Origin of the sequence: Sulfobacillus harzensis (assembly GCF_012933365.1) — a bacterium.
GTDB lineage: Bacteria > Bacillota > Sulfobacillia > Sulfobacillales > Sulfobacillaceae > Sulfobacillus_B > Sulfobacillus_B harzensis.
In genome coordinates, this window is record NZ_JABBVZ010000005.1 from 49,108 (window position 1) to 66,982 (window position 17,875).

Genomic DNA, 17,875 nt, shown 5'->3' on the forward strand with positions numbered 1-17,875 from the left:
AAGATCAAACCCCTAAGACCAAAGTACTTCCAGTATAAACGAGGTCACATCCTGGGTCGAGGGACACCTTATGGAGCCGCTTACAAAGTATTCCGTCCAGTAGCCGCCTTTTTACGGATAGGTATGTTAGCCACCAGCGCCATCGCATCATCATGTCGGGAAAAGTCAACCTGAAAGCCCTGGTCGTCAATGTCCAGATACTGCGAAATAACCTTGACCAAATCGTTCTTCAGGTTCTCCAGCGCCTGCGGAGAGAGGCTGGCCCGATCGTGCACTAAGACCAGGCGGAGGCGCTCCTTGGCCACCTCTTTGCTCGCGTCATCCCGACCAAAAACCCGCGCGAACAAATCAAACATGGCGTTCCCTCCTCGGCTCACCCTTTGAGCCCCATCATCTTGCGCAGCCGCCCGATAAACCCTTGAGCGTCATCTTCCAGCTTCATCATCGGCACATTTTCTCCCATCAAGCGACGTGCGATGTCCCGGTAAGCCTCGCCAGCCTTGGAGGTGTTGTTCAGCACGGCCGGCTCGCCGCGGTTGGTGGACACCACGATGAACTCGTCATCCGGGACCACGCCCAGAAGATCGATGGCCAGAATCTCGATCATGTCGTTAATGTCCATCATGTCGCCCTTTTTTACCATGCTAGGCCGTATGCGGTTGACAATCAAGGCAGGGTGATGTTTTTCTTCCGCCTCTAAGAGTCCAATGATGCGATCCGCGTCGCGGACTGAGGAAACCTCAGGGGTGGCAACAACCACCGCCTTGTCAGAACCCGCCACCGCATTCTTGAATCCTTGCTCGATCCCCGCGGGACAGTCAATCAACACGAAGTCGAATTCCTGCTTCATCTCGCCCACCAGATCCCGCATTTGGTCCGGGCTCACAGCCGTTTTGTCACGGGTCTGAGCCGCCGGTAGAAGGTAAAGGTTCTCGAACCGCTTGTCCTTGATGAGGGCATGCTTAAGTTTGGCAAACCCCTCGACCACATCCACCAAGTCGTAAACAATACGGTTCTCCAACCCCATGACCACATCCAGGTTGCGAAGCCCGATATCCGCATCAATTAGCGCCACCCGTTGGCCCGCCTGCGCCAGGCCCGCACCGATGTTGGCCGTGGTCGTGGTTTTCCCGACACCCCCCTTTCCCGAGGTAATGACAATGGCTTCCCCCATTAATGCTCCTCCTCATACGTAAACTCATGGCGCAAACTTTCTTAAAGCGATTCCACGGCCGTCAGCACACTCTTTTGCCATCGGTCAATGACCAGACGGCCATCGCGGACTTCGGCCACTTCCGGCACGTCAGGAAGTACCGCTTCCCCCTGATCCGGTGCCCGGCCAATCACGTGGCCGATTCGAAGCTGGGTGGGATTGAGCCGAAACGCAGCGACGATCGCCTGCCCATCGCCCTCGGCCCCGGCATGTGCCAACCCTCGCAACCATCCCATCACCACAATGTCGCCACCCGCCGTGATTTCCGCGCCCGGATTGACATCCCCGAGTACGACCACATTCCCGTAAAAGCGTACCCGTTGCCCAGATCTGAGGGTTCTGCGGATTAGCAGCGTTGGATGACGCCGCGCCTCCTCCTCGAAGTCAAAGCCGCTCTGCCGGTCCAGCATGCGCTCCACAAACGGGGCTGACACCTCCGGCTTCGACAAACCCTTCGATTTGTTCCTTCGCTTTTTGGGCTGAGGCTTGTCCGTCTCGAGGGCTTGGGCCTCGTCTGCCTTGGGTGTTCTCTCCATGCGCGCCTCCCCCATATGACGTCAGCATTCTAAGAAGTTCTCTCTTTAGCGCGGAACTCCTGCCGAATCGCCAAGAGGGCTGACAACAATTTGTTTCCAAAAATCGCCAAACGCCACACGAAAAATTGGGGCTGTTGTCGTCCTCCGGCGTGGCGTTCGTGGCGTTCGTCCTGTTAGTCCAAAAAACGCAATGCTGCGCCATGAGGCGGAGACGTAAAAAACCACGGACCATGCCGTGGTTTGACCACCATTTGCCGCCTTCAGCGATGATAGGGCAACGACCGGTGCCGACCGCGCGAATAGCGGCGATCCACTTCATGACGGGGTCGGAATCCCAAAAGGCCGCCAATCGCTGGTGTAATCAACATGCTGAAGAGAAGCCATACCGGTAGGGGATGGGTAAACGAGTGCCAAGAGAAGGCGAAACCAAACATGCGTAGGATGACCCACTGGAATGGCACGACCAAAAGTTGGGCCAGCCCCGCCAAAAGCCCGGGCACAAAGATGTTGTCTCGCACGATGCGCGATTCGAGACTGGCCACTACGAACCCGACCAGGGCAAAGGTCAAGGCATTTAGCCCCCATAGACGCCCAGCCCAAACATCCTGCATCAGCCCGCCGATCAGTCCGGCCGCAAGGCCACGGCGCGGTGTTTCATAAAGGGCGATGATAATGGTCACCGACAACACCAAGTCGGGGACATAGCCAGCTGGGAATATCTGGGGAAGGAGCGCCGTCTGCGCTAAAAGCGCGAGGAGGTACAGGATAATCCAACTCGGGATGCGGAACTGCCACATTAATGATTCCCTCCGTATATCGGCGGTAGTGACGTTCCGTTGGGATGAGACAGCACCACCATCACATTGTCCAATTGATTAAAGTTGACTGACGGCGTAACCACCGCGGTCTCGGTGAGCCCATAAGCCGTCTTTTGCACCTGTTCTACTTGTCCGATTAAGAGGCCCGGTGGATAATACTGGCTATAACCCGAGGTGACCACCGCATCCCCCGGTTGAATATTCGGCCGGTGGGCAAACAGTTGGAAGGTGAGATTTCCGGTGACTGGATCCCGTCCATTAATCACGCCCGCTGCCTGAGATCGCACGTCTTGAGCGCCCACGCCAGAACTCGGATCCAAAATCAACATCACGGTGGCGGTTACCGGAGTTGTGGACACCACCCGTCCCACCACGCCTTGTGGAACAATCACCGCCATGCCCGGCTGGATGCCGCTTCGGCTGCCTTGATTGATGACCACGGTTTGAAACCAGTTGTCGGGATTTCGGGAAATGACGGAGGCCGCTTGAAGCTTCCAGCCTTGGGCGCTCTCCTTGAGGTCCAACAACCCCCGCAACTGCGAGTTTTGATTCGAAAGCTCGGACAGTTCCAGTTTCATCGAGTTATAGAGGAGCAGCTTTTGCTTCAACTGGACATTCTCTTGTTCCAGCGTGAATAGTTGGCCCACTGTTCCCACGCCCTGGCCGACCTTGTCCCCTAAATAGGTTAAGCTGGAGGAGGCGGGAGATACCACCGTGCCGATTAGATTGCTCAGCGCGACCACCTTGCCGTGGACACGCGCCGTAAAGCTTAGACTTAACGAGACCACCATTATCACCAGCACGATAATGATGGGACGGCGCCAGCGATAAATGAAGCCGCCCATCCAAATCCTCTCCCCCCGAAATTAATCCCTATGGAGGGGAGATCGTTCCCCTCCATCCATCCTTATCGGCGATTGCGGCGGCGCAGCGCTTCCAAATGGTGCGGGTCATCAAGTACCATCCCGGTTCCCCGCACCACCGTCAGCAGTGGTTCTTCCGCCATATGCACGGGCATGCCGGTTTCCGATCTGACCAGCTTGTCAAAGTTCCGCAAAAGCGAACCCCCACCAGTCATGACAATGCCTCGGTCCATGATGTCGGCGGCCAATTCCGGCGGCGACTTCTCCAAGGTTGCCTTGATGGCATCAACGATCGCGTTGACGGTGTCTGAGAGGGCGCGCTGAATCTCCGTGGAATTCACTTTAAGCGTCTTGGGGAGCCCGGTTACCAAGTCGCGGCCCCGCACATCCATGGTCTCTTCATGATCCGGGGGATAGGCGGATCCAATGGTCATCTTGACTTCCTCGGCCGTCCTCTCACCAATCATCATGTTATAAGTGCGCTTGATATGATTCACAATGGCCTCGTCCATCTCGTCGCCCGCCACGCGAATTGAACGTGCTGTGACAATGCCATCCAAGGAGATAATGGCTACTTCACAGGTGCCGCCCCCGATATCGACAATCATGTTGCCTGTCGGTTCGTTGACCGGAAGCCCCGCTCCAATCGCCGCCGCCATCGGTTCTTCAATGACGAGCGCTTCTCGTGCCCCCGCCTGCATGGCCGCGTCTTTGACAGCGCGCTCTTCCACGCCGGTGACGCCCGAGGGAACGCCCACCACCACCAAAGGATGAATGAAGCGCATGTTGGTCGTGGCCTTGCGAATAAAGTATTTCAGCATAGCTTGCGTGGTATCAAAGTCAGCAATGACGCCATCTTTCAAAGGACGCACGGCGCGTATGTTTCCCGGCGTACGGCCCACCATCTGCTTGGCCTCTTGGCCTACCGCAATAATTTCTCCACTCATTTGGTCAATGGCGACGACCGAGGGCTCCTGCAGCACGATGCCTTTTCCATGGACAAAGACAACCGTGTTGGCCGTGCCCAGGTCAATCCCCATATCCTTCGAAAAGGAACCAAACAATCCCTTCAACACAATTTCCTCCCTAGCTTAATTCGGTCAGTTCGCCCAATTTAAGGCTCATGTGTCGTGACCGTCCGACAATCACATGGTCGAGCACAGGAATGCCCATCAACTCGCCACAGGCTTCTAAACGGCGGGTCAGCTCGCGATCCTGTCGGCTCGGCTGAGGGTCCCCGCTTGGATGATTGTGGGCGACCACAATTGAGGCCGCCGATCGGGCCACTGCCGGCCGAAATACCTCTCGAGGAAATACCTCCACCCGATCGATACCGCCGCGAAACAGCGTTTCAATCCCGAGTACAAACCCTTTAGTATTCAGCAATATCACACGAAATTCTTCTTGATCGCGATCTCTTAAGTCCCCCACCAGACGGACAACATCTTCAGGATGTTGAACGCGTGGCTGCACCTCCTGCTCGACCCGATGCCCGAGCTCCAATGATGCTGCCAGAACGGCGGCCTTGGCAGCGCCCAAGCCGCGCACCGCCATCAATTCGGCCGGTGTACGACGCGACAGCCCCACAAAGCCTTCCCTAAGCAGCGCACGACTTAGATCCAGCACCGATTGTCCGGAGGTTCCAGTCCCCAAGAGCACGGCTAATAATTCCGCGTCCGACAAAACCGACGCCCCATGCCTCAGGAGCCGCTCCCGCGGCCTTTCGTCCCTGGGTGTTTCTCGGATCCCCATGCCTTTTCTCCAGCCATCCGTTTTAATAGCCGCTCGACCACATCTCGCGGCAACCCAATGACCGTCTCCAGGTTTCCCTCGTAAGACTCAACCCATCGGCCGGCTCCGCCCTGAATGGCGTAGGCTCCGGCCTTGTCCATAGGTTCGCCGGTGGCCACGTATGTCTGAATCTCCACGGGCGACAAGGGCCGAAAGGTCACGTGAGCGACACTCACCGCCACATAACCCAGCCCCCGGACTCCCGACCAAACGGAAACCCCGGTGCAAATCTCATGACGTGTGCCGGACAACATTTGCAACATCCGCTCCGCGTCACTTGCGTCCCGCGGCTTGCCGAGTATTTGTGCTCCCAGTGCCACAACCGTGTCCGCACCAAGGACCAACGCCTCAGGGCGCTTTTCTCCGACAGCCAACGCCTTCGAGGCTGCCAAGCGCCGTACCAACGACTCGGGCCGCTCATGCGGCCGGGCCGTTTCATCCAAATCTGCAGGCACCACCTCAAACGACAAGCCCATTTGAGACAGCAAGTGGTGACGGCGGGGGGACGACGATGCCAGAATCAACGAATTCATCAAGCGCCTCGACGATACCAAAAAAGTCCGACGATAAGTCCAATAACCCCGAGCAGGTTGAGCTCCAGCCAACCTCCAAACTGAATTCCCACCACGCCTAGATTAATAGACCAGGTGGTGCCGGGCAGCGCGCCCACGGTCAGCAATGACTTCCCCAGTGGCGCCCATGCCGGTGCCAAAAGATGACCCAGCACCGACCCGACAATGCCGCCAATCACAATGTAAATGATGGCAAGGCCTATCCCGTGCCGTCCCTTCTTCAACGGCGCACCTCCACATTCGACCCGTTCCTCCAGCCTATTGGCTAGAAATGTAAGGATCTTTCACAGCATACCATTCGAGCAAAGTCGCGCACAATCACTGAATTCTACCAACCATGACATGAAATCCTATTTTTCCCCGTCATCGCTCGACACGAATCGGAGAAGAATACGGCAGAAGGCCAGCCTGGTTCAAATGCATCAAGAGCGATAACGAGCCTGCCACCAGCACCCCATCCTTCGGCCCGTCGATTCGTGCCAAAACGCGGTGCCAGGCAGTTTGCAAGGGCTCTGCCACGACGGGCCGATATTGGTGGGGAATTTCCGACAGAACGACTCCGGGGTCAATTCCCCGGTCCCCGGGAACGCGGGTCAGCACCACGTCGGTCACCTTTGGCAACAAGCGCTGTAGCATCTCCTGGCCGGGCTTGTCCGAAAGCCAGCCAAATAGAAGGTGCCACCGCGTTTTGCGCCACGGGTCCTGCTCCAAGGTGGCTCTGAGGCCATCGATGCCGTGGAGATTATGCGCCCCATCCACGACAATCAAGGGATTTTCCGAAACCACCTGAAACCGTCCCGGCCACGTCACCCGGGCTAGGCCCGCGGCAGCTCGGTTCAGATGTGAAATCCATCCTCTGGCCGCAAGTCGCTCAATGGCCATCCAGGCCGTGTCCAAGTTAGCCCGCTGATACACCCCTTGAAGAGGCACAGAGACGCGAAGCCCACCATCAGTGGTTAATACCGGCCCCGCGGCGGTCATGCGAGCCCGCGGCGCCGCTTCGAAGACCGGTATGCTAAGCGCTTTGGCCCGCTTCATAATGACTTCTCGCGCCTCTGGGAAGGGTTGTTGCGCCAGCACCAGCTCGGTGCCGGGCTTTAAAATGCCCGCTTTTTCGCTGGCGATGGCCGCAGGCGTGGACCCTAAGCGATCCATGTGATCCAGCGCCACCGGAGTAATGATGGCGAGCAGTGGCGACGGCACCACATTGGTCGCGTCCAATCGGCCGCCGAGGCCCACTTCGATCACCGCCACATCCACTGCTTGCCGCTGAAAGGCTAAAAACGCCAGCGCGGTTACGGCTTCGAAGAAGGTTGGCACGTCACTCATATCGCGGCCAGCCTCCTCCACCTCCTCCCCGTAGGCATCCCAAAGATCCTCGCTGAGAGGCTCACGGTTTATCATGACCCGCTCGTTGATTTTGCCCAGGTCTGGCGAGATGTTGAGCCCCACGCGAAGCCCCGAGGCCATGAGGGCTTCCGTCACCATCGCAGCTACCGACCCTTTGCCATTAGTGCCTGCGACATGAATGACGGGATAGGCGCGTTCGGGATGACCGAGCCGTTCCATCAAGGCCTGGATCCGTTCCAATCCTAGCCGCATCCCGAAGCGCTCCTGACCTACCCACCAATTTTCCTTCACCGAAGAACCTCCTGGCGTTCCTCTAACCGCTTTATCCGACCCTGAAGCTCGGCCAGCGATTCTTGCGTCCGCTGCACCACCTCTTGGGGTGCACGGGCCACAAAGTTGGGATCCGCCAAACGCGCTTCTACCCGGGCACGTTCTTTCTCAGCCTCTGCCATGGCTTTGGCAACCCGTTCGCGCTCCCGCTCGATGTCAATCAACCCCTCCAGGGGCATGTAGATGGTACCGCCCAGCGTGACACCCGCCACCGCCCGTTCGGGCTTTTTCAGCGTTTCACGCGGGCCCCACGCTAAAGATTCAGCGCGGAGCAGGAGAGCAGCTTCCGGCCGCAACTGTTCCCATCGCCTGACGGTCTCATCATCATCCGCAATGGCAATGAACGAGGCCTTCTGGCGCGGGGTTAACCCCATTTCTGCACGCAGGTTGCGGCCCGCGCGGATTAGCTCCTGAATTGTCTCAACCGCGGCCGCTCCGTCCCAATCGCTGCGTTCCGGGTTAGGTTCGGGCCAAGGGGCGATCATGATGCTCTCCGTCTCTCCACCCAGGGCCTGATACAGCTCCTCGGTCACAAACGGCATAATCGGATGCAAGAGCTTGAGAGCCCTAATAGCCACCATCATCAGGGTGCTTAAGGCGCGCCGGCGATCCTTGTCCGATCCTTTAAGCCGAACTTTGGCCATTTCGATATACCAGTCGCAATAGTCATCCCAGAAAAAGTCGTAGATAGCCCGCGCGGCCTGCCCGAATTCAAAGTCTTCCAAGGCGGCGGTAATGGTCTCAATGGTTTGGTTGAGCCGCTGCCAAATCCACTGGTCGGCCGGGTGATCGCTAATCGCCTCATCGGGCTTAAACCCGGCCTCCCGGTTCATCAACACAAACCGGACGGCGTTGTACACTTTGTTGCCAAAGTGACTGGCGGCCTCAAATCGGTCCCAACTCCAGCGATAATCGTTTCCGGGCGCGGCCCCCAGCACCAGCGCCATGCGCAAGGCATCTGCCCCATACTTTTCAATCACGTCCAGCGGATCCACGCCGTTGCCGAGAGACTTTGACATTTTGCGGCCTTGGGCATCTCTCACCAAGCCGTGCAGCAACACCACGGAAAACGGCTTTTGACCGGTAAAATGAATCCCCTGCATAATCATCCGCGAGACCCAAAAGGGCAGGATGTCGTAACCGGTGCTTAACACCGACGTAGGATAGAAGGTTTTTAGGTCTTCGGTCTCCTCCGGCCAACCCAATGTCGAAAATGGCCATAGTGCTGACGAAAACCATGTGTCGAGCACGTCTTCGTCCTGCACCATGGAGCCGCCGCACTCAGGGCAAATCTCCACCGGCTCCCGCGACACCACCATCTCGCCGCAAGATTCACAATAATAGGCCGGAATGCGGTGGCCCCACCAAATCTGCCGGGAGACGCACCAGTCATGCAAATTCTCCATCCAGTTCATGTACACTTTCTCGAACCGCTCCGGCACAAAGCGGATCTCGCCTCTCTTTACCGCTTCCATTGCGGGCTCGGCCAACGGGCGAATCTTGATAAACCACTGCAGTGACAGGAGCGGCTCGATAATGCTGTCACATTTTTCGCAGTGACCCACAGCATGGGTGATATTCTCCTGGCCGCGAATGGCGCCCTCATCTGCCAGCGCCTGCAGCACCGCCTGGCGGGCCTCCTCTCGGGTCATACCCTGAAAGGATCCGGCTGCTTCAGTCATTCGGCCATCCTCGCCGATCACTTTGATTTCCGCGAGATTATGCCGTTTGCCCATCTGAAAATCATTGGGGTCGTGGGCGGGTGTCACCTTGAGGGCCCCCGTCCCATACTCGCGATCCACATAATGATCGGCAATGATGGGGATGGGGCGCTTAACTAACGGCAACATGACCGTTTGGCCAATCAAGTGCTGGTACCGCTCATCGTCCGGATGCACCGCCACCGCAGTGTCGCCCAGCATGGTTTCGGGGCGGGTGGTCGCCACCACAATCTCCCCCGCACCGGAGGTCAGCGGATAGGCGATTTGTGTAAGCGTTCCCGGTTGCTCCACATGATCCACCTCAATGTCGGACAACGCCGTCTGACAGGACACACACCAATTGGTGATATAGTTGCCCCGATACATCAGCCCTTCCTCATAGAGGCGCACAAACACTTCGGTGACGGCGCGCGACAATCCCTCATCAAACGTGAAACGCAGCCGGCTCCAATCTACGGAGGCGCCTAATTTGGCCACCTGCTCCAATATTCGGCCGCCATATTGCTCCTTCCATCGCCACACCTCCTCAATGAAGGCTTCACGTCCCATGACGCGGCGGTCGCGGCCTTGGCTGCGCAAAAGCTCGTCCACCTTCATTTGGGTGTGGATGCCGGCGTGATCCGTTCCCGGAAGCCACAAGGTGTTGTCTTGGCGCATGCGGTGATACCGCACTAAAATGTCCTGCCAGGTGCTGTTCAGGGCATGGCCCAAGTGCAAAACCCCGGTCACATTGGGCGGAGGCATGACAATCGTAAAAACCGGCCGGCCTTCCTCCATGGAAGGACGAAAGAAGCCGCCCTCGCGCCACCTTTGATACCATTTGTCCTCGGTCGCTCCGGGATCGTATCGGGGACTTAAGTCTTGATTGGTTGTCGCCATGATTTTCCCTCCATAAAAGAAAAGCCCCCGCTTCGCTAAGGGCGAAACGAGAGTTCGCGGTACCACCTTAATTTGCCCGACAGGGCCTCTTTGCGCGGTATCGGGCGCCCCCGTCTTGATTCGCATCCATCGGATGATCTCAAGAAGCCTCCAAGACCACCTATGCCGAATCCGGGCGAACTCGCACCACCGTTCGCTCTCTGGGCCGGACTCTCGGCACTTCTTCCCTTCATCGGCTCACTGTTTAACCTATGTTACTCCACGATCGCCAAGATGTCTTCGGAAGACAAAATTAAATGCTCTTCGTTGTCGATTTTGATTTCGGTGCCGGCAAACTTGGCGAACAAGACCCGTTGGCCTTCCTTCACCTTGACGTCTTCTCCATCGCCTACCGCCACCACCACGCCGGTCTGCGGCTTGTCCTTGGCCGTGTCCGGAATGTAAATGCCGCTCTGCGTGCGCTGCTGCTCTTCCACCATTTTCACCAAGACCCGATCCCCAAGGGGTCGTACCTGCATGCCAAAATCCCTCACTTCCTGAAATAGACCAAAACGTTGCCGCCATATCACCCGTGAACGTGCAATATGGGGTCTTTTCCCGCACACCCCGAATGCTTTTGCGGGGTGCAGACGGAAAGAATCTCAAGCCTATTATAGCGGTTGGCCTAGGCATGTCAATTGACTCGGTCTCAAGTGTCCGAGCCCATCATACACTCCAGCGAAGGAGGAAACCTTGCATGCGTGTCTCGAAAAGGCTGAGTAGCGGCGTGCTGCTCCTATCCCTTATTCTCACAGGCTGTGGAGCGAAAGCTGCAAACCCGCAGGAGTCCCAGTCCCCCTATCCCGTCTTGAGGATTCATGTGGGAGACGTGAGTCGGATGTCCCAACTGCCGCTCATCGTGGCACAAAAGCTCGGCTTCTTTGCCAACCTGCATCTTAGCGTCCGAACCACCTCCAAAGCCGCCCCCGTGACCGTGTCAACGCCGGGGACCCGGTGGCCGTTGGTCGGTTGGGTGGCCACCCGCCCCGACTTGATGCTGATGGCCCCCATCCCCGACCCACATTTTCGCCTGCGCGCTCTAAGCGGGCTTCCCATGCCTTATGCGTCCGGCGTTGCATCCGAAATGGTTTGGGCCAAGGCCGTTCTATCGCATCAGCGGACGCGTATTTCCGCGTGGCATCCCATGCGCTTTACCGAAATTGAAGCGCTTTGGAAACGCCACCATCTCCCCTGGGTCATGGTCAACTTGGCCGAAGCCCAGCGCCTCCACTCCATTGACCCGAAGAGCGTCACGCTGGCCTGGCTGGGTGCTTCCACCGGTCCGGTGCCGGCGGTCGCGGTGAGTGCAGAATCCGAGGGCCCGCGTGTGTCACGTTTTTTGGCGGCGCTTAACTTGGCCCTTTGGTACCTTCGCACCACGCCCCCGGGCACTGTCGCGCGATCCATCAACCAGCCGGGCTTGTCCGCCCGCGCCATTCGGGCCGCACTCCATTACCAATACTGGCCGGCCACCACCTATCCCGATGCGGCGGCCTACAACCGTGCGCGGACGCTCTTGGAAGCCGCATGGCCCGCTTATGGCAAAGCGGCTGTCCTCCAGGATGCCCGTCAGGCTCTCAAGGAATTCGGCAAATAGTGTTCACGAGTGATCTCCATCAACTTGAGCGCCGTGTAGCCAGCGAGCCGGCCCGTGGCCGCCAAATGGGCTACGGTACGGAAGCCTGATTTCTGGTAGGCGCGGATGGCGCGCGGGTTGTCAACGCGAACGCGAAGATACACGCGGTCGAGACTTAACAAAGAAAAGGCCGCCGAGAGCGTCTCGTCAACTGCCTCGGTGCCGTACCCGCGATTCCAAAAGTTCTTGTCTCCGATGGAAATGCGCAACTCGGCCTCCCGAGCCCTCCATAGAATTTGCTGCAACTCCACGTCGCCAATCAGGCGGCCCTCTTCGTCAATGATGGCGAAGACTAATCGCGAACGGTCTCGCACGAGTTGATTCCACCAAGCCGCCTCATCATCGCCGTGTTCAAATTTTTTCCCCGTCAGCCTTGACAGTGCCGGGTCGTTATCCCAAGTCATCAGTTGATGCACATCACTAGGCTCTAATCGCCGAATCCGACGATAATCGTCGGTAAGAGACAAAACCAATGCGTCGTCACCTCACAAGAAGTCCAAGCCTTTATTCATTCGACAGAGGCTGCCGACATCCTGTCAAAACGGCGGTGCATCAACAGCATTAAGTAATGGAAATGCTGGCACTCGACACCAACTCGAGTCCCATCCGTATACCGTATGGTTCGGGCAATCCAAAGGTGAAATGGTGCAAAGGCATAAAATTGTTCGAATAGGGCACCAGGCTTGACCGCGCTACGGGGATTGAGTAGGTTACAGTTATGGACAACCTCACCGGCAGGACTCTGTGGGTTATGCGGCATGGACGACCTGACGTCCCCCCTAACCCTCTTCTTATGACAAAGATTGAGTTTAACGAGTACTTGCGACAGTACGATCTGGCGGGGTTAAGTCCCGACGAATCGGCACGTCTCCGTGCCCTGTACCAGCCTTACCCGATTCCCGAATTAGTCCTCTCATCGGACTTGCCGCGGGCGCGGCAAACTGCCGATCTCTTTGCCCGAGGAGCCGACATTGTGGTGGACCCGCTGTTCCGGGAAATTCCTGTGTGGGTTCCAGACGCCAGCACCTGGTTTTTGGACAGACGCTGGCCCAGCGAAATGTGGTGGAGCTACCTGCGTTTTGCCTGGTTTTATGACATCCCCCCTGAGGGGCAACAGCTGTCCTACGCTCGATCCCGCGAGGCCCTCGACGTTATTCAGCGTCACCAAGCGCGGGTGGAGCACCTTGCGGTCGTGTCCCACTCAGGATTTCTGTTGGTCACCATCCACCAACTGATGAAGGCGCACCGATTGAAAGGCAGACGCCTTCCTCACATCAAATTCGGCCAACCCACCACATATCGCTGGGTTCGCTAAACCGAGAGCCCCAGTCCCCTCAGCGCCTCTCGTACCTGGTCCAGCCCTTCCCCCGTGCGGTTGGAGATAAGAAACACCGGTCGTCCATAGATGGACTCCAGCCGCTGACGGCGTTCCTCTTGCTCGCGCCGGTTCAGACGATCCATCTTGCTGGCGGCCACCACCAGCAAGATATTGCGGTCGGCTGCCCAATGGACCAGCATCGCTTCTTCTTCCTCCGGATCCCGACGGACATCTTGAATCAATACCGCCGCGACCAGGGGTTGCCGCCCGATCAGATACTGGTCCACGGCCTGGCCAAAGGCCTCCCGCTCCGCCTTGGAAACTTTGGCGTAGCCAAAACCAGGCAGGTCGACAATATACCATCCCGGCATTTGAAAGAAGTTTATCCGTTGCGTGCGGCCGGGCGTGCTGCTGGTGTGAGCCACTTTGGCCTTGACCAGCGCGTTAATCAGGGATGACTTGCCGGCATTGGACCGGCCCATGAACGCCACCTCGGGAAGGCCCGAAGTGGGCATCTCAGACTGATCCAACGCCGAGGCGACATGCTGCCCGCGAGCCGGCTGGCTGTGGGCTGCCTTCTTTTTGGCCATCAGTGCATCACCTGCTCTTGCTTGACAAGCACTAGAGGCAGCACATCGTCGAGATGCCTGACGAGATGAATGGCCATTTTCTTTCGCACATTGGCGGGCAGGTCCTCGAGGTCCTGTTGGTTTCGCTCAGGAATAATCACTTCGTCGATGCCCGCACGGTGCGCGGCCAAAATTTTGTCCTTGATGCCGCCGACCGGCAAAACCCGGCCTCTTAACGTAATTTCCCCCGTCATCGCCACATCCGGCCTCACCGCCCGACCGGTCAGGGCCGAAATCATGGCGGACGCCATGGCAATGCCGGCTGAGGGTCCGTCTTTGGGGATGGCTCCTTCCGGAACGTGAACGTGCAGGTCCACCGTGTCCTCAAAGTGGTCAGGCACCGCCAGATGATCCTTATGAGCCCGAATATAGCTGTATCCCGCCTGAGCCGACTCCTGCATCACCTCGCCTAGTTGCCCCGTCAGGGTCAGCTTACCCTTTCCTGGCATGGTCGCGGCTTCAATCGCCATGATGTCCCCGCCCGTTTCGGTAACGGCCAATCCCGTCACCACGCCCACCGCAGCCTGTTCTTCCGCGGCGCCGTGGAAGACCCGGGGCCGCCCCAGATACCGGCGAAGGTTGGTGACCCGGATGCGCAACTTTTTGCCTTCGACCACCTCGCGCGCCGCCTTACGGCAAATAGCCGACAGCTCACGTTCCAACTGGCGCACGCCCGCTTCGCGGGTGTATTGCGCAATCACCTCGGTGAGCACTCGACGCCCCAACTGGATTTGCTCGGGCGCCAATCCATGCTGCTTTACCTGCCGGGGCCATAGATACTTTTCAGCGATCGCCCGCTTCTCCTCATCCGTATAGCCGGAGACGGCGATGGTCTCCATTCGATCCAAGAGTGGCCGGGGAATCGAATGCAAGACGTTGGCGGTGGTAATGAACATCACCGACGACAAGTCGAACGGCAGTTCCAGATAGTGGTCGGAAAAGTGATGATTTTGCTCTGGGTCCAACACCTCTAAGAGAGCCGCCGCCGGATCGCCGCGGAAATCGGCCGCCATCTTGTCCACTTCGTCCAACAGAAAGAGGGGGTTTTTGGTGCCCGCTTGGCGAATCCCTTGAATGATGCGGCCAGGCAATGCCCCAATATACGTGCGGCGGTGTCCGCGAATCTCCGCTTCGTCGCGCACCCCGCCGAGCGACATGCGCACAAAGCGACGCCCCGTGGCCCGAGCAATCGACCGCGCCAGAGAGGTTTTCCCCACACCCGGCGGCCCAACCAAACACAGAATGGGGCTACGAATCTCCGAGGATAATGATTGCACCGCTAAATATTCGAGTATCCGCTCTTTGACCCGCTTCAGGCCAAAATGATCCGCTTCCAAAATGGATTCAGCTTCGGCAATATCAAGCCGGGTCTCACTTTCCACCGTCCACGGCAGTTCAAGCACCCACTCCAGATAGGTGCGGACAACCACCGCCTCGGCCGACATGGGGGACATCTTTTCCAACCGTTTGATTTCGCGCTCCACCTTGTCCCGGACCGGTTCGGCCAAATCGGAGAGGGCCTCAAGACGCGAGCGCAGTTCGGCAATTTCTCCCTCGCCGTCATCGGCCTCGCCGAGTTCGCGCTGAATGGCTTTCATCTGTTCGCGCAAATAGTATTCCTTTTGGGTCCGCTCCATCTGTCGACGCACGCGGCCTGAAATCCGCTTCTCAATCTCTAAAAGCTCGATCTGGCGCGAAAGGATGTCAGAGACTCGCGTCAGCCGATCGGTCACGTCGAAATCCTCAAGTACCTCCTGCTTCTCTTGGGTACGAACATCCAAGGTGGCAATCACCGTATCGGCCAGGCGCCCCGGATCATCAATATTGATGGCCACGCTCGCCTCTCCCGGCATCTTGCGGGAATTCTTGACATAAACCTCGTACAAGTCCCGCACCGCGTGCATCAGGGCCTCCAGCTCGTCCGACATCTCGGACGCCTCGGGAACCTCCTCAACCTCAGCGTTCATTCCCTCCGTGTCTTCATGGATGGCGAGCACCCGGCAGCGGGAACGCCCTTCGACCACCACCTTAGATCCTCCCGTGGGCATCTTTAGTACCTGCTTTACTTCAGCGACGATGCCCACCCGATAGAGGTCGTCCTCGCCGGGGTCGTCTTGGCGGGTGTCCTTCTGAGCGACGAACACCAGCGCCCGATCTCCGAGCATGGCTTGTTCCAAAGCATGCAAACTTTTCTTGCGGCCGATTTCCAACGGCACCACCATTGACGGAAAAACCAACACTCCACGAAGCGGCAGCAATGGCAGCTCCATCTATATCGCCCCCCGAGTCAGTGTACCAGACCAGTCAAAAAAAGGGGGGCTCCTGCGAGCCCACCCCCTTTTCCGCCCAACCTAACCCGAGGTTTGGGGACTGGCCGTAAGAAGATCGGCATCCAGCACCGCCTGTCCGGACGACTTCTCCTCTTCCGGAACCACCACGGCCCGTTCGATGACCTCTTGCAGCGAGTCAACAGCCAACACCTCGATAGCCATGGACTTGAACACTTCCTGCCAATTTTCGCGCGGGATGATCACCCGCTTGCATCCAGCCTGTTGGGCTGCCTCCACCTTGGCGACAACGCCGCCGATGGGACGCACCTGCCCACGGATGGAGAGCTCGCCGGTCATTGCCAATCGGTTGTCGACTGGATTTTGGGTAATGGCCGAGTATAGCGCGGTCGCAATGGCCACGCCCGCCGATGGGCCATCCAGGGGCACCCCGCCGGGAAAATTGATATGCAGATCGTAGTCCGCAGTTTTGAGCTTCATCACATTCTGCAGCACCGTGAGCACATTTTCTACCGAGCTGCGGGCCATGGACTTGCGGCGAATCGTCCGGCCGGCATTGCCCATCTCTTCTTCGTCCACCACACCGGTGACAAAGATTTTGCCTTTTCCAGCTTCCACCGCATGGGCAACCGCTTCTACCTCCAGCACCGTGCCAAGATTGGGCCCATAGACGGCCAAACCGTTCACCATGCCCACGTGCGGCTTGTCGGCCACCTTCTTTTCCGGTCGGGGATTGTACTGCCCGGATTGCACGACCCATTCCACATCACCCTGAGTAATGCCTTTGCGTCCTTCGGTCATGGACACCCCGGCGGCGATTTGGATCATGTTGACGGCCTCACGCCCATTGGTCGCGTAATGCTGCACCACATCCAAGGCGCCCGGCTCGATCTCCACGCCCATCCGTTTGGCCGCATTTTCGGCGATGACATGCACCTCATCGGGCAACAGCGCTCGGAAGTAAATCTCGAGACAGCGCGACCGAATGGCCGGCGGTATCTCTTGGGGCTGGCGGGTAGTCGCTCCCACGAGACGAAAATCCGCCGGTAAGCCATTTTCAAAGATATCCTGAATGTGCAAGGGGATATTTTGGTCCTCGGAATTGTAATACGCCGACTCCAAAAAGACCTTGCGATCCTCCAACACCTTTAAGAGCTTATTCATCTGGATAGGATGCAGTTCGCCAATCTCATCGATGAAGAGAATGCCTCCATGAGCTTTGGTCACGGCTCCTGGCTTAGGTTGGGGAATTCCGGCCATTCCCATGGGACCGGCACCTTGGTAGATGGGGTCATGGACCGACCCAATCAGCGGGTCGGCAATGCCGCGCTCGTCAAACCGGGCGGTGGTCGCGTCCAATTCAATGAATTTGGCGTCAGAGCGAAAGGGAGACCAGCCCATCTTTTTCGCCTCTTCCAGCACCAGGCGGGCCGCTGCCGTCTTCCCCACCCCCGGAGGACCATAGATAATGACATGTTGCGGGTTGGGCCCACAGAGCGCGGCCTTGAGCGCGCGAATGCCGTCGGCTTGGCCAACAATCTCCTCAAACGATGCCGGGCGCGTCTTTTCCGAGAGCGGCTCGCTTAAGTGGATCGCGCGCATCCGCCGAAGCTTGTCGATCTCCTTTTTAGACTCGCGTTCGACCGCCACTTTGGCCCCTTGCTGGGACTTTAGAGCGTTCCAGAAGTAAAGCCCAATCACCACAATCAAAAAGAATTGGACGAAGGTCACGATGCTTTGAAAATTCACCGCACGCCCTCCTTTCCAGTCAAGAGAGTAGTCGCCAGGATGTCATCCTTTGCCTAAACTAGTGTGGCCAAATTCCGTCCGGCTAAAGCGCCAAATCATGGTGCTCATGCTCTATACCAATTATGCCCAACTTTGCTGAGGCC

18 protein-coding genes are annotated in these 17,875 nt (G+C 57.9%); 2 read left to right on the top strand and 16 right to left on the bottom strand.

Features of this window, described 5'->3' with window-relative positions; translation table 11 throughout:
• Positions 1 to 80: 80 nt before the first annotated feature.
• The 12 genes from minE to HIJ39_RS02600 form a co-directional block, all read right to left on the bottom strand.
• Complete coding sequence (gene minE / locus HIJ39_RS02545; RefSeq protein WP_169096383.1) at positions 81 to 356, bottom strand: cell division topological specificity factor MinE; 276 nt, start codon at positions 354 to 356, stop codon at positions 81 to 83.
• Between the two features lie 17 nt (positions 357 to 373).
• Positions 374 to 1,174: a septum site-determining protein MinD gene (gene minD / locus HIJ39_RS02550; protein ID WP_169096385.1), complete on the bottom strand. Its 801-nt coding sequence runs from the start codon at positions 1,172 to 1,174 to the stop codon at positions 374 to 376.
• Positions 1,175 to 1,215: 41 nt separating this feature from the next.
• A complete protein-coding gene (minC, locus tag HIJ39_RS02555) occupies positions 1,216 to 1,749 on the bottom strand; it encodes a septum site-determining protein MinC (protein ID WP_169096387.1) in 534 nt (177 codons plus the stop codon).
• 260 nt (positions 1,750 to 2,009) lie between these two features.
• Positions 2,010 to 2,546: a rod shape-determining protein MreD gene (gene mreD / locus HIJ39_RS02560; protein WP_169096389.1), complete on the bottom strand. Its 537-nt coding sequence runs from the start codon at positions 2,544 to 2,546 to the stop codon at positions 2,010 to 2,012.
• Entirely contained in the window at positions 2,546 to 3,412 is an 867-nt protein-coding gene (gene mreC / locus HIJ39_RS02565; protein ID WP_169096391.1) for a rod shape-determining protein MreC, read from the bottom strand. The genes mreD and mreC overlap by 1 nt, the downstream gene beginning before the upstream one ends.
• Positions 3,413 to 3,474: 62 nt before the next feature.
• Positions 3,475 to 4,506, bottom strand: a complete 1,032-nt coding sequence (locus tag HIJ39_RS02570; RefSeq protein WP_169096393.1) for a rod shape-determining protein MreB — start codon at positions 4,504 to 4,506, stop codon at positions 3,475 to 3,477.
• A gap of 10 nt (positions 4,507 to 4,516) precedes the next feature.
• Positions 4,517 to 5,182 (bottom strand): RadC family protein, encoded by a 666-nt coding sequence (radC, locus tag HIJ39_RS02575; RefSeq protein WP_169096395.1) that lies wholly within the window; start codon positions 5,180 to 5,182, stop codon positions 4,517 to 4,519.
• Positions 5,131 to 5,754, bottom strand: coding sequence for a Maf family protein (locus HIJ39_RS02580; protein WP_169096397.1), 624 nt, complete (start codon positions 5,752 to 5,754; stop codon positions 5,131 to 5,133). The genes radC and HIJ39_RS02580 overlap by 52 nt, the downstream gene beginning before the upstream one ends.
• Positions 5,754 to 6,017, bottom strand: a complete 264-nt coding sequence (locus HIJ39_RS02585; RefSeq protein WP_207711434.1) for a DUF4321 domain-containing protein — start codon at positions 6,015 to 6,017, stop codon at positions 5,754 to 5,756. Before HIJ39_RS02585 ends, HIJ39_RS02580 begins: the two co-directional genes overlap by 1 nt.
• 139 nt (positions 6,018 to 6,156) lie before the next feature.
• Positions 6,157 to 7,434, bottom strand: a complete 1,278-nt coding sequence (locus HIJ39_RS02590; RefSeq protein ID WP_169096399.1) for a glutamate ligase domain-containing protein — start codon at positions 7,432 to 7,434, stop codon at positions 6,157 to 6,159.
• Entirely contained in the window at positions 7,431 to 10,073 is a 2,643-nt protein-coding gene (locus HIJ39_RS02595) for a valine--tRNA ligase (protein WP_169096401.1), read from the bottom strand. Before HIJ39_RS02595 ends, HIJ39_RS02590 begins: the two co-directional genes overlap by 4 nt.
• Positions 10,074 to 10,327: 254 nt before the next feature.
• Positions 10,328 to 10,591, bottom strand: coding sequence for a co-chaperone GroES (locus HIJ39_RS02600; RefSeq protein ID WP_169096403.1), 264 nt, complete (start codon positions 10,589 to 10,591; stop codon positions 10,328 to 10,330).
• 218 nt (positions 10,592 to 10,809) lie between these two features.
• On the opposite strand from HIJ39_RS02600, the gene HIJ39_RS02605 reads away from it, so the two are divergent.
• Positions 10,810 to 11,709, top strand: a complete 900-nt coding sequence (locus tag HIJ39_RS02605) for a hypothetical protein (protein ID WP_169096405.1) — start codon at positions 10,810 to 10,812, stop codon at positions 11,707 to 11,709.
• Here HIJ39_RS02605 and HIJ39_RS02610 read toward each other — a convergent pair.
• Positions 11,682 to 12,221: a GNAT family N-acetyltransferase gene (locus HIJ39_RS02610; RefSeq protein WP_169096407.1), complete on the bottom strand. Its 540-nt coding sequence runs from the start codon at positions 12,219 to 12,221 to the stop codon at positions 11,682 to 11,684. The genes HIJ39_RS02605 and HIJ39_RS02610 overlap by 28 nt on opposite strands.
• A gap of 245 nt (positions 12,222 to 12,466) precedes the next feature.
• On the opposite strand from HIJ39_RS02610, the gene HIJ39_RS02615 reads away from it, so the two are divergent.
• Positions 12,467 to 13,063, top strand: a complete 597-nt coding sequence (locus HIJ39_RS02615) for a histidine phosphatase family protein (RefSeq protein WP_169096409.1) — start codon at positions 12,467 to 12,469, stop codon at positions 13,061 to 13,063.
• Here the strand turns inward: HIJ39_RS02615 and yihA are convergent.
• From yihA to lonB, 3 genes are all read right to left on the bottom strand, one after another.
• Positions 13,060 to 13,656 carry a ribosome biogenesis GTP-binding protein YihA/YsxC gene (gene yihA / locus HIJ39_RS02620; RefSeq protein WP_169096411.1) on the bottom strand — a complete coding sequence of 199 codons (597 nt, stop codon included), beginning with the start codon at positions 13,654 to 13,656 and terminating at the stop codon, positions 13,060 to 13,062. The genes HIJ39_RS02615 and yihA overlap by 4 nt on opposite strands.
• Positions 13,656 to 15,965, bottom strand: coding sequence for an endopeptidase La (lon, locus tag HIJ39_RS02625; RefSeq protein WP_169096413.1), 2,310 nt, complete (start codon positions 15,963 to 15,965; stop codon positions 13,656 to 13,658). The genes yihA and lon overlap by 1 nt, the downstream gene beginning before the upstream one ends.
• Before the next feature lie 81 nt (positions 15,966 to 16,046).
• A complete protein-coding gene (lonB, locus tag HIJ39_RS02630) occupies positions 16,047 to 17,732 on the bottom strand; it encodes an ATP-dependent protease LonB (RefSeq protein ID WP_169096415.1) in 1,686 nt (561 codons plus the stop codon).
• Positions 17,733 to 17,875: the final 143 nt, after the last annotated feature.